At 68.5% G+C, this 11,652-nt stretch carries 8 protein-coding genes and 1 tRNA gene; 5 read left to right on the top strand and 4 right to left on the bottom strand.

The annotated features are described in order from the left end of the window. The first annotated feature begins 69 nt into the window (after nucleotides 1–69). Nucleotides 70–145: transfer RNA gene (locus ACFWIW_RS03435), tRNA-Lys, on the top strand. A gap of 146 nt (nucleotides 146–291) precedes the next feature. Here the strand turns inward: ACFWIW_RS03435 and ACFWIW_RS03440 are convergent. Next, nucleotides 292–651 carry a MerR family transcriptional regulator gene (locus ACFWIW_RS03440; RefSeq protein WP_378366889.1) on the bottom strand — a complete coding sequence of 120 codons (360 nt, stop codon included), beginning with the start codon at nucleotides 649–651 and terminating at the stop codon, nucleotides 292–294. Between the two features lie 64 nt (nucleotides 652–715). Here ACFWIW_RS03440 and ACFWIW_RS03445 point away from each other — a divergent pair, with 64 nt between their 5' ends. Further along, nucleotides 716–1,039, top strand: a complete 324-nt coding sequence (locus ACFWIW_RS03445; protein WP_378366890.1) for a putative quinol monooxygenase — start codon at nucleotides 716–718, stop codon at nucleotides 1,037–1,039. A 362-nt stretch (nucleotides 1,040–1,401) separates the two neighbouring features. Continuing rightward, nucleotides 1,402–2,199: a hypothetical protein gene (locus ACFWIW_RS03450; RefSeq protein ID WP_378366891.1), complete on the top strand. Its 798-nt coding sequence runs from the start codon at nucleotides 1,402–1,404 to the stop codon at nucleotides 2,197–2,199. Nucleotides 2,200–2,255: 56 nt separating this feature from the next. On the opposite strand, the gene ACFWIW_RS03455 is transcribed toward ACFWIW_RS03450, so the two are convergent. The 3 genes from ACFWIW_RS03455 to ACFWIW_RS03465 form a co-directional block, all read right to left on the bottom strand. After that, nucleotides 2,256–2,984, bottom strand: coding sequence for a dienelactone hydrolase family protein (locus ACFWIW_RS03455; RefSeq protein WP_378366892.1), 729 nt, complete (start codon nucleotides 2,982–2,984; stop codon nucleotides 2,256–2,258). Between the two features lie 169 nt (nucleotides 2,985–3,153). After that, nucleotides 3,154–4,362, bottom strand: coding sequence for an amidohydrolase family protein (locus ACFWIW_RS03460; RefSeq protein ID WP_378366893.1), 1,209 nt, complete (start codon nucleotides 4,360–4,362; stop codon nucleotides 3,154–3,156). A 60-nt stretch (nucleotides 4,363–4,422) separates the two neighbouring features. Next, nucleotides 4,423–8,853, bottom strand: a complete 4,431-nt coding sequence (locus ACFWIW_RS03465; protein WP_378366894.1) for a DUF6531 domain-containing protein — start codon at nucleotides 8,851–8,853, stop codon at nucleotides 4,423–4,425. Between the two features lie 213 nt (nucleotides 8,854–9,066). Here ACFWIW_RS03465 and ACFWIW_RS03470 point away from each other — a divergent pair, with 213 nt between their 5' ends. Both ACFWIW_RS03470 and ACFWIW_RS03475 read left to right on the top strand, forming a co-directional pair. Continuing rightward, a complete protein-coding gene (locus ACFWIW_RS03470) occupies nucleotides 9,067–10,593 on the top strand; it encodes a nucleobase:cation symporter-2 family protein (protein WP_378366895.1) in 1,527 nt (508 codons plus the stop codon). 37 nt (nucleotides 10,594–10,630) lie between these two features. Further along, nucleotides 10,631–11,536: a trypsin-like serine peptidase gene (locus tag ACFWIW_RS03475; RefSeq protein ID WP_378366896.1), complete on the top strand. Its 906-nt coding sequence runs from the start codon at nucleotides 10,631–10,633 to the stop codon at nucleotides 11,534–11,536. Nucleotides 11,537–11,652: the final 116 nt, after the last annotated feature.

The following is an 11,652-nucleotide window of genomic DNA, read 5'->3' on the forward strand; positions in this document are numbered from 1 at the left end:
TTCCGTGGCGCTCCGGCGTCGGCCCCGGCATCCTGGTGGCCGACGGCGGTCTACTAGACTCGGCCGCACGGGCCGTTAGCTCAATTGGTAGAGCTGCGGACTTTTAATCCGTAGGTTCTGGGTTCGAGCCCCAGGCGGCCCACCAACTCGACGTCCCTGCTGATCAGCGGGGACGTCGCTTCTTCTGGGCTATGCCTCGGCGTCGCGCGACTTAGTCTCCGTTTGCTCTGCGTGCCGAAGTACGTGTCCAGCAGGTGCGGGGCCAGGCCTTTCCCGCGCGTGACAGCCGGTTCAGCCGTGGACGGCCGCTCGGGTGGAGGCTTGGAGGATGTCGCCCAGAGCCGTGCGGGCTTGGGTGAGGTTCGCTATGCGGGAGTCCAACTCGGCGTACTGGGTTCTGAGGTGGTCGAAAACGCAGGCCTCGAGTTGGGTCCCGTCACCGACGAAGCAGGGCATGAGCTCGCGGATGACCTTGGTGGGGAGTCCGGCGGCGAGCAGCGTGCGGATGCGGGCCACGGCGGCGGGGGCCTCGGGACCGTATTGGCGGTGGCCACCTTCGCTGCGGCGGGAGGTGAACAGACCTTGGGCCTCGTAGTAGCGGAGAAGACGTATGGCCACGCCTGTTTCGCGGGACAGCTCCCCGATCTTCATGTGACCCCCCTCATGCCGCAGCGGCTTGAAGCTGACATTGATGTCACCTCTTAACGTTGCTTGCATGACGACTATTTCGACCGCGCCCGTCTCCCTCTACGGCTTCCTGACTCCCAAGCCCGGGCACGCCGACGAGCTCAGGAGCCTCCTGATGGACCTCGTCGAGCCGTCGCGAGGGCACGCGGGCAACCTTCAGTACCACCTCCACGAACAAGAAGACGGCCGGTTCTTCCTCTATGAGATCTGGCGTTCGCAGGAGGACCTCGATCGGCACAACAAGACCCCGCTGCTGCGCGCCTTCATGGACGAACTGCCCGAGCACCTCGAGGGAGCGCCCGAGGCCTACTTCGGCGCCATGAAGAGTCCCTATCCGGCCACCGTGGCCTGACCGGGCCTGCTGCAGACGAGGCAGCAGGCCAGATCGAGAAGGCTTCATGGATGTCGTCGCGGATCTCCTGACCACGCCGGACGATGCCCGGAGTGACCCCGCAGCTCGGACCTGATTGCGTACTTGCCGTGTCCTGGCTGCGGTCGGTGTGGCACCCGTCCGGCAACACGGGCGTTCACAAGTTCGAGAGCCGCGGCCGCATCTGCTGCACCGCGATCAAGACCGGCCCGCCTCCACCCCGGGCACTGACCGGGAAGCGGCAGTTTTGGCGCAAAGGGGTCACAATCGCACCGCGTTCTGTGACACTTTCACGGGCTGTGTCCCGCTGTGACAGCGCGAGAAGGGAATCTTCTGTGTCCGGAATGCTCAACAGACGTAAGGCACTCGCTCTCGGTGGTGGTGCCGCGCTCGGCGTCATGGCCGCCGGTACCGGTACGGCTTCCGCCGCGACGGGATGGATCCGGCTGCCGATCGTCACCGCCAACATCGGCCGCGACAACCTCGGGGCGCGCGAGGCCGCGATCGACGCCGTCCGCAACTGTGACTCCCAGGTGCGGCCTCTGGTCGGCTGGCAGGAGATCAACGAGGGCGACACCGGTGAGCCCGCGATGATCGACCATTACTTCGGGCCCCTGTACAACAACGCGTTCCTGCGGCACAACACGTCGTTCCGGATCCCGATCTCGATCCCGCAGCCGTGGGAGGTGGCGAGCGCGAAGACCACGTATGTGCACGGCGGTATCACCGGAGTGACCCCGCCGCGCTGGATCAACGAGGTCGTGGTGCGGCACCAGAGCCACCCGACGCTCCAGTTCGCGCTGATCAACTCGCACTACATCGCGAACGCGTACAACGGCGACCAGCGCGCCGACCTGCGCGACGAGTGGAACGAGCACAAGAGAATCCACGCCAGTCGCGTGCTCGCGCACCACAACGTCGGGCGCCTGGTCTTCTGGACCGCGGACACCAACAACCCGAACTACTACAAGGCCACCAACCTGGACTCGGAACGCCGCTGCTTCGGCACCGGGATCGACCGCATCAACTGGCTGGCGGGCAACGGCGTCGTCCAGGAGCAGTTCATCGACACCAAGACCGTGGACATGCGCGTGGACGGGCATGACGCCCGGGTCGCCGTCTTCCAGGTCCGCCTGGCCTGACGGCACGCAGCCGGCTTGGTCCAGGGGCCGCGGCCGTTCCGCCGCGGCCCCGGACGTCACTTCAGGTGCCGGCCGAGGAACCGGCCCGCCGCTTCGCCCGCGAACCAAGGGACGCCAGTGTGCCCGCCCATGTTGGCGTGCAACGTCTTCTCCTTGGAGCCGAAGGCGTCGAACAGATCCAGCGCCTGCTGCCGGTCGTTTCCTTCGTCGTCCCACTGCAGCAGGACGTGCAGCGGGATGGTGACCTGCCGCGCCTCTTCGATGATGCTGCGCGGCACGTAACTCCCGGCGAACAGGACGGCGGCTTCGACGCGTGGCTCGACCAACGCCAGCCTCGTGCCGATGGCGATCACCCCGCCCGAGAACCCGACCGGGCCGCCGATTTCGGGCAGTTCGAGGAGGGCGTCGAGGGTGGTCCGCCATTCCGGGACCGCCGTTTCGACCAGCGGGAGGACGAGCCGGTCGACGATGTCGTCGGTGACCGGCTCGCCGGCCTTCAGCACGTGCCGCAGGTCGGCGCGGGCTTCGTCGACGACGGTGAAACGCGGCCGGTCACCGGCTCCGGGGAGTTCGATGGTGGCCGCGGCGTAGCCCTCCGCCGCGCAACCCAGGGCCCGGGCCACGAGCCGCGGGTGCATCCTGCTCAAGCCGCCGGGGTGGCCCATCAGGATCAGCGGGGCCGGTGCCGTGGATTCCGGCGTCCACAGGATGCCGGGGATCTCGCCGAGGGTGAATTCGCGTTCGAGGACGCCGTCTTCGAGGCGTTTTTCGGAAGTGAAGCGCATGGTCGTGCCTTTCGGGAGTGCTCGTGAAACGGCGCTCCCGGACGACCTATCGCCCGACCGTGACCCCTGAGGAGAGCACCCATGTCGAAATGTCCACGGGTACCACCTCCTCGTTCGCTCGCACGGCCTCCGGCAAGGTAGCAGCGGCCGCGATCGCGCGCCAACGCATTTAACCCAGCACCGAAAGCCCGTCCGCCACGACGACGCCGTCGTGCAGCACCGTGCGGTCCTTGCCGCGGTCCATCACCGCGCTCGTCGGGGTCTCGCCGTCCACCAGCACGAGGTCGGCACGGTCGCCGACGGCCACGCCCGGCCGGTCGGCGATGCCGGCCAGGCGCGGCACGTCGTGGCTCATGATCGACGCGCCGCCCATCGTGGCGACGGCCAGCGCCATCTCGATCAGGTCGTCGCGGCGGAAGCCGTTCGTGAAGGCGAGTTGCCAGGTGCGATCGAGCAGGTCGCAGTTGCCGTACGGGCTCCAGTAGTCCCGCTGGCCGTCCTCGCCGAGGCCGACGCGCACGCCCGCGGTCGTGAGGTCCGCGAGCGACAGCTGGCCGTCGGTCGACGGCGCGACGGTCGCCATCGCGATGTCGAGCTCCGCGAACGTGTCGATCAGGCGGCGGCTCACCGATTCCGAGATCGAGCCCAGTTCGTACGCGTGCGACATGGTGACCTTGCCGCGCATGTCCAGCGCGCGGACCCGTTCGATCACCAGGTCGGTGGAGAACACGCCCAGGTGGCCGGGTTCGTGCAGATGGATGTCGACCTCGACGCCGTACTTCTCGGCGAGCCCGAACACGACGTCGAGATGCCCCTTGGGGTCCTTGTCCAGCGAGCACGGGTCGATCCCGCCGACGACCGTGGCGCCCGAGCGCAGCGACGCCTCCAGCACGTCCACGGTGCCGGGTTCGCGCAGGATCCCGGCCTGCGGGAACGCCATGATCTCGACGTCCGCGTGCTTGGCGAAGCGCTCCTTCGCGGCGAGGACGGCGTCGAGCTTCTCGAGCTGGCAATCGACGTCCACCTGCGCGTAGGTCCGCACGCGGGTGGTGCCGTTGGCGATCATCCGCTCCAGTGTCCCGGCGACGCGTTCGGGCAGCGGGACCTCGGCGTTTCGCCAGTTTTCGCGGTCGTTCAGCATCATCGCCCACACGCCGGGAGCGCCGGTGTGCGGCCGGAAGGGCAGGCCGATCCGCGTCGAGTCCAGGTGGACGTGCACGTCGCTGAACGACGGGAACAGCAGCCGCCCCCGCCCGTCGACGGTGTCCGGCGCCGTCGCGGCGGCGGGATCGTGCGGCCGCACCGCGGTGATCCGGCCATCGGCCACTTCGACGTCGCTGCGCTGTCCACCCCAGGGGCGGACGTCACGGATCAACACGGGAGCACCTTTCTCGACGAACTCCCTTTGGTATACCAAATCGGCCGGGCGGGGGCAACGTCACTTGGTGTGCCGGTACGGGCGCGTGTGGCCGGTTTCGGCGTTGTGCTTGGTGATGTGGTCGATCCCCATCTTTTCGAGCCGCGGGTACTCGGTCACGTCGAACACGTTGTCCTCGCGGCGATGCGGGTAGATGTCGTGCCCCTTGCCCGGCCAGTAGGGGAAGACCACGTGCGTGTCCTTGTTGGAGTTCTTGGCGAACGTTTCGGAGACGTAGTCCCACTTCTCCTGGACGAGCGGTTTCCTCGGGTCCTTGGGATCGTTGATCCAGCCGGGCATCTTGACGTTGTTGTCCTTGAGCGTCCCTTCGAGGGTGTTGCCGCCGTTCTGCTTCGCGATCTTGGTGGCCTTCTCCTCGACCGAGCCGAGATACTCGTCCTCTTCGCCGCGTTTGCGTTTCTTGGTGCCGCCGGACCAGAAGAAGTGCTTGTCCGCCTTCAGGATCTCGTCGAGTTTCGGCTTGAACCGCTCGAATTCCTCTTTGGACATCTTGTCGACGTCGATGGGAGGCTTCCTCGGGCTCCTGCGCGGCGGCTGGCTCGGCCCGCTCGGGCCGACAGGCTGGGGCCGCTGCTGGCTGCCCGGCCCGTTCTTGCCGCAGGTGCCGGCGAGGCCGAGCGGGTCGCCGATGAGCAGCGGCTGATCGACGTAGCCGACCGGGTTCGGCGCCGCCGCGAGGCCGAGCGGGTCTTGGCTGAGGTAGCGCGACGTCCGTGGGTCGTAGTACCGGAAAACGTTGTAGTGCAGCCCGGTTTCCTCGTCGCGGTGCTGGCCGGGGAAGGCCAGCGGCATCGACGCGGGGTCCGCGCCAGGCAGCGGCACGCCCCAGAAACTGCTGCGGTCCTGCCAGACCAGCGTGCCGCGGTCGTCGAGCATCTCGGTCGGTGTACCCGCCGGCGACGTGATCACGGCGCGGAACGACACGTCTTCGCCGACGCGCTCGATCTGCACGACGGGGCGGTCGTCGTCGTAACGCTCCCAGGTGAAGAGCCGGTAGGACTCGTCAGCCGGGTTGTAATCCATGCGCTCGACCACGTTCATCCCGCTCCACAGGAAGCGGACGTCGTGCGTGAGTTCGGCCTCGCCGTCCTCGTCGATGAGCCAGCGGCGTTTGGCGAACCGCCGCCCGAGCGGGTCGTAGTGGTACGTCCAGAGCGCGCCATCAGGAGTGCGCACGGAACGCAGCCGGTCGAGGTGGTCCCATTCGTAGGCGCAGGACCGGTCGGCGGTGACGCGCCCCCGCTCGTCGGAGTCGTAGACGCCGTCGTCGAGGGTGCGGTAGCCCGCCGCGTCGTGGGTGAACCGCTCGATCCCGGCGGGTCCGCGGGCCTCGTTGACCCGGCCCGCGGCGTCGAAGGCGAGCCGCCACGGCCTGATCGCGTCGTCGACGGCGGCGAGCCTGCCGTCCGGACGGTAGCCGTACACGCGCGTCCCGACGCCCGCGATCTCCTCTTCGGCGAGCCGGTCTTCCGCGTCGAAGCGCCGCCGGAGCACCACGGCGCCGTCGACGCTGCGGGTGATCTCGCGTTCGGCGTCGTCGTAGCCGAATTCGACCTCGTGCCCCGCGATCCGCAGCGATCGCGGCAGCCCCGTCCCCGTGAACCGCCACTCACTGTCCACACCGGACGAAGTCCGCCGCAGGAGCGTGTCGCCCTCGCGCCGCCAGCACACCCCGAGCCCGTTGATCGTGTCGACGACGACCTGGTCCCCGTCGTCGTGCACCATCTCGACGCGCGACTCGATGTTCTCGGCGACGGTCATCCTGCCGAGCGCGTCGTATTCGTACCGCGTGACGTCGTCCGGGGTGCGCCGTGCCACGACGTTGCCCTGAAGGTCGTAGAAGTACTCGGTCGCGTCGCCCGTACTGCTTGTCATGCGAAGGAGTTGCCCCGCCGCGTCGTAGGTGTAGCCGATCCGGCGGCCGTCGTAATCGGTCTCCTCGACGAGCCGCCCCGCGGCGTCACGGACGTAGCGCCAGGTGCGACCGTTCGGATTCGTCACCGAGGTGAGCCGCAGTTCGCCGTCGTAGGTGAACAGAGTGCGTCCGCCGGCCGGGTCGGTCTCCTCCAGGACGAGACCGAACGGGCCGTACCTGCGGCGCCGAGCCGCACCGGTCGCGTCGCGGTGCTCGACCACGTGACCTTCCGCGTCGTGCACCCACGTCTCGCGACCGCCGTCCGGGCCGAGCCGCCACGCGCGGCGGCCGTCGGCCGTCCAGCCGAGCTTCGCCGCCCCACCGGACGCCGTGTACGCCAGCCGCGGGCGGCCGAACAGATCGCGGTCGCCGGGGCGATCCGTCACCGGGGCGTCGGTCAGCGGGTCGGGCGCGTCCGGGATCTCCACCGGCAGCCCGGTTCCGGTGAGGGTGGATGCCGGATCGAACGCGGGGACCGTCCGCTGGACGTCCCCCGCGGACAGCCGGACAGCGCCCTCGGTGTGCGCCAGCGACACCGTGTCCCCGCCGGGACGGTGGACAGCCACCAGTTGGCCGTCTTCGTCGTACTCGTAACCGGTCTCCCGGCCGAGTTCGTCCACTGTGGACAGAAGCTCGTCGCGCCGGTTCCAGCTGTAGCGCTGCGAGTTGCCCAGCGGATCGATCCGTTCGATCAGCTGCTTGGCGTCGTTGAGGCGGTATGTCCAGGTGTGGCCGACGGCGTCGGTGTGCCGGGTCGCGCCGGGCTCGTAGGCGAACGTCGCGTTGTAGTAGCCGCTCGCGCCCACGGCGCGGACGCAGCGTCCGGCGTCGTCGTAGACGTAGCGGTACCAGGTGCCCGTGCGGTCCTTCCAGCCGACGAGCCGGTGCCCGAAGTCGTAGTCGAGCGTCATGGGGCGGCCGGCGTAGTCCGTGACGGTGCTCAGCTGGCCGAGCCGGTTGTACGAGAAGCGCACGAGCGGTGGCCTGCCCGGAGCGCCGAGCGTGACGATCCGCCCGTTCGCGGTGCCGATCGCGAGTTCGACGCCGTCGTCACGGCGGAGTCCCACGGGCGTGCCTTCGGCCGTGTACGCGAACTCCGTGCGTCCGCCGTTCTGCTCGATGCCCACGAGCGGCAGGATCCGGCCCGCGCCGGCGAAAAGCAGTTCGCGATCGCCCATCGACAGCCGGTAGCCGTCCGCCGCGCGGCGCAGCCGGTGCCGCGGACCCTGCACCGGCAGCACGGGCGTGCCCGCCGGGACGGGATAGGTGAGCACCATGCCGTCTTCGGCGTAGAACAGCACCCGATCGCCCGCGAACGCCAGCCTTTGGTCCATTGTGGACGTCCAAGAAGGACCGAACCAGCGGCCCGCGGTGTAGGACGACAGATGCGTCCGGGAGAGCTCCAGCTCCGCCGCGTCGCCGGGCAACGTCACGTCGACCTGTTTCATGACGACCTCGCCGGTCGCGACGTCGACGGGGTCACCGCAGTAGTTCTTGGCATCCGAAGACGTCGAACGGTCGTCGTTGCCGTCCTTCTTGGTGGTGTCGTTGCTACCACCACGGTCCCGGGTGCCCCCGCCGCCGGTGCCGCTGCTGTTCGTCTGGTCGTTGTCGTTCTTGGTGTCGATGCTCCTGTCGTTGGAGTTGCCGCCACCACCACCGCCGTGGTTGCCGCCGTCGGCGCTGGAGCTGGTGGTGCCCTCGTCGATCCCCCGATCGTTGCCGCCCTTGGTCTTGGGCGGCGGCGGGGCGTCCACCTTGCCGCCCTGCAGCTTGCGCAGGGCCTTGGCCGCGTCGTCGAAGAGCGAGTCGGCCCGTTTGAGCAGCGGCATCAGGCCCTTGAGCGCCTTGACGAGTTTGGTGGTGATGTCGGCGATCTTCGCGGCGGTCTTGGCGACCGCGGTCACCACCTGCGGCACCACCCAGGTCAGCCCGATGCCGAGGGTGAACAGCACCTGCAGCGCCCAGCTGATGAGGTGGCCGACGAGTTCGGCGATGATGTCGCGGACGAGGGTGCGGACGGCGGCGACGACCTCACCGGCGGTCTTGACGCCGCTGGAGGCTCCTTCGCAGCCCTTCTGCGCGGCCGTGAGGACGTTGACGGTGTCCGCCGAGCGCTCGCGATAGCGGTCCGCGGCGTCGCCCGCCCACGTCTGCAGGTCGGCCTTGACCAGGTCGGTCAGCTCAGTGCCGACGGCGCCGAGTTCCTTTGCGATGTTGGACCAGGTTTCGGCCTGCGCCTTGATCTGGTCGGCGTCGCCGGTCAGGGCGTCGAGTGCGTCGGAGAGCGGGCCGACGTGTTCGAGCAGCCAGCCGACGCCCGCGGCGAGGATCGACCCGAACGGGTCCATGGCCATCGACAGCGCGTCGAGCGCCGTCCCGACGGCACCCATCGCGACGGCGGCCCAGTCGCCCTTTTCGATGCCTTCTTTGAGGTCGTTCGCCGATTCCAGCAGCGGAACGCCGGAGTGCCCCTTGGTGGAGTCCTCACGTTCAGCGACCAGCGGATTCGCCATATGTGCCGTCTTCCTGCCTCGGGATACTCGCCGACTGGGCAAGGCGATTTCTACCAGCGCAGCGCTCTCGTTCCCCGTGCGGGAAAGGATCTTTGTCCGCTCGCCGGGAGATCGACCCGTACGGGCAGGGTCTTGCAAGTTCTGCCATGCGGAAGTTAACCTCCGCAGATTGAAATTGCCCGGCATCGCTCGCTTCTACCGAGAGGCGGATCCATGGTGAAGAGGACGCAGGCCGAAACGGCCGCGAGCGCCAGGCCCGAGGACGAACGGCTCGGGATCGGCAGGAGTTTCACTTACGGCATCCAGCACGTCCTGACGATGTACGGCGGGATCATCGCGCCACCCCTGATCATCGGCGGTGCCGCGGGCGTTTCGACGGCGGAGATCGGGCTGCTCGTCGCGTCGTGCCTGTTCATCGGCGGGCTGGCGACGATCCTGCAGTCGTTCGGCATCCCCTTCTTCGGCTCCAGGTTGCCGCTGGTCCAGGGCACTTCCTTCGCCGGCGTGGCGACGATGACCGCGATCGTCGCGGACGGCGGACTGCCCGCCGTCTTCGGCTCGGTGATCGCGTCCGCGGCGCTCGGCCTGCTCATCACACCGGTGTTCTCGCGGCTGGTGAAGTACTTCCCGCCGGTCGTCACCGGAACGGTCATCACGGTGATCGGGCTCAGCCTGATGCCGGTCGCGGCCCAGTGGGCGATGGGCAACAACACCAAATCGCCGGAATTCGGCTCGGTCTCCAACGTCGGGCTGGCCGCGATGACGCTGGCGATCGTGCTGCTGCTCAGCAAGGTCGCCGTCCCGGCGATCTCCCGGCTCTCGATCCTGCTGTCGATCGTGGTGGGCACCGTACTGGCCGCCGTGCTGGGCAAGGCCGATTTCTCCAAGGTCTGGGACGGCCCGATCTTCGCGGTACCGACCCCGTTCGCCTTCGGCATGCCGACCTTCGACGTCGCCGCGATCGTGTCGATGTTCATCGTCGTGCTGGTGACCCTCACCGAGACCACGGCCGACATCCTCGCGGTGGGGGAGATCGTCGACACGCGGGTCGGCAAACGCCGGATCGGCGACGGGCTGCGCGCCGACATGGCGTCCTCGGCGATCGCGCCGGTGTTCAACGGGTTCATGCAGAGCGCGTTCGCCCAGAACGTCGGCCTCGTCGCGATCACCGGGATCAGGAGCCGGTTCGTGGTGACCGCGGGCGGCGTGATCCTGCTGATCCTCGGCATGCTCCCGGTGCTCGGCCGTGTGGTGGCCGCGATCCCGTACCCGGTGCTGGGCGGTGCCGGTCTCGTGCTGTTCGGCACGGTCGCGGCGTCCGGGATCAAGACGTTGTCCAAAGTGGACTACAACGGGAACATGAACCTGGTGATCGTCGCGGCGTCGGTCGGGATGGGCATGATCCCGATCGCGGCACCGGAGTTCTACCACCACTTCCCGGCGTGGGTCGGCACGATCTTCCACTCGGGGATCAGCTCCGCCGCGCTCACGGCCGTCGTGCTGAACCTGTTGTTCAATCACCTGAAGCCCGCCAAGGCGGGAAGCGATCCGTCGGTGTTCGCGACGGCGACCAGGGTGATCGACTACTCCGACCTGAAAGCCTTCTCCCGCCTCGAAAACGGCGACAAGATCGTCGACGGCAAGATCGTGGACGCCGACGGCAAACCGGTCGAGATGCGGGACGAGGAAGGCAGGCCCGTGTCGTATCGGATCGGCTCGGAGCCCGACACACACGGGTGAGTGAACAACCTCCCGGCGGCCGGAACGTCCCCTCCGTATGGACTTGAAGCATGCGGCTCGCCGGATCGTCGCCCTGTCGGCCGCCCTCGGTGCCGCTCTCGTCGCCGCACCGTCGGCGTCGGCGGACGACCAGGTCGTCACCGTGGTGAGCGAGGCCGACCGGGCGGCGGCGCTGGCCCATTGGACGCCGGAGCGGATGCGGCAATGGGTGGGCGACGAGGATCTGCCGCCTGCCGAGAAGATCGGCCGCGTCTGGGAAGGGCCGGTCCCACCGGGCGTCGGACGGCTGTTCTTCACCGCCGAGCCCGGCGTCGACGGATCCTGCACCGCGACGGTGGTTCCCAGCTCCAGCAAGGATGTCGCGTTCACCGCCGGACACTGCGTGAACGGCGGACTGGACCGGTTCGACCGGCCGATCAAGATCGTCAACGTCGTGTTCGTCCCGGGTTACGACCGCGGCGCCGCGCCGCACGGGGTGTTCCCGGCGCGGTCTTTCGCCTGGTCCAGCACGTACTCGGGGCCGATGAGCGGGTCGGACGACGACGCGGTGATCGCGCTGGACCCGGTCGGCGGGCGGCACGTGGCGGACGTCGCGGGTACCCAGGACATCTCGTTCGGCGAACTGCCGTCCACTGTGGACACGACGATCCTCGGCTATCCCGTTTCGCGGGCGGCAGGCGGCGAGGCGTTGTTTTCCTGCGTCCGGCCTGCCACGCGCGAGGCGAACTCGGTGACCACGACGTGGAACACGGACTGCGATCTGGCGGGTGGCTCCAGCGGTGGTCCGTGGCTGCGGAACTTCGATCCCGCCAGTGGCAAGGGCACGCTCTTCAGCGTGACGAGCCGGGGGACGATGACCGAGGACGGCGTGACCACGGACCTGAGCGGCGCCGCCTTCACCGAGCCCGTGCGGAAGTTGTACGAGCGGGCGGGCGAACTCTGACGGTGGCGTGTCGCGAAAGCCACTTTCGCGACCTTGAACGTTGCGAAAGTGGCTTTCGCAACGCGCCGGTGGTGGTGGCGCGGGCCGGGTCGCGATGTGAGCTCCGGCGGTGCCGC

The organism is Amycolatopsis sp. NPDC058340 (genome assembly GCF_042723975.1).
Lineage (GTDB): Bacteria > Actinomycetota > Actinomycetes > Mycobacteriales > Pseudonocardiaceae > Amycolatopsis.

What these genes read in the sequence shown, in the direction of transcription:
- ACFWIW_RS03465 (WP_378366894.1), bottom strand. Translation starts at nt 8,853, where the DNA reads ATGGCGAATCCGCTGGTCGCTGAACGTGAGGACTCCACCAAGGGGCAC.
- ACFWIW_RS03445 (WP_378366890.1), top strand. Translation starts at nt 716, where the DNA reads ATGACGACTATTTCGACCGCGCCCGTCTCCCTCTACGGCTTCCTGACT.
- ACFWIW_RS03450 (WP_378366891.1), top strand. Translation starts at nt 1,402, where the DNA reads ATGCTCAACAGACGTAAGGCACTCGCTCTCGGTGGTGGTGCCGCGCTC.
- ACFWIW_RS03470 (WP_378366895.1), top strand. Translation starts at nt 9,067, where the DNA reads ATGGTGAAGAGGACGCAGGCCGAAACGGCCGCGAGCGCCAGGCCCGAG.
- ACFWIW_RS03440 (WP_378366889.1), bottom strand. Translation starts at nt 651, where the DNA reads ATGAAGATCGGGGAGCTGTCCCGCGAAACAGGCGTGGCCATACGTCTT.
- ACFWIW_RS03475 (WP_378366896.1), top strand. Translation starts at nt 10,631, where the DNA reads ATGGACTTGAAGCATGCGGCTCGCCGGATCGTCGCCCTGTCGGCCGCC.
- ACFWIW_RS03455 (WP_378366892.1), bottom strand. Translation starts at nt 2,984, where the DNA reads ATGCGCTTCACTTCCGAAAAACGCCTCGAAGACGGCGTCCTCGAACGC.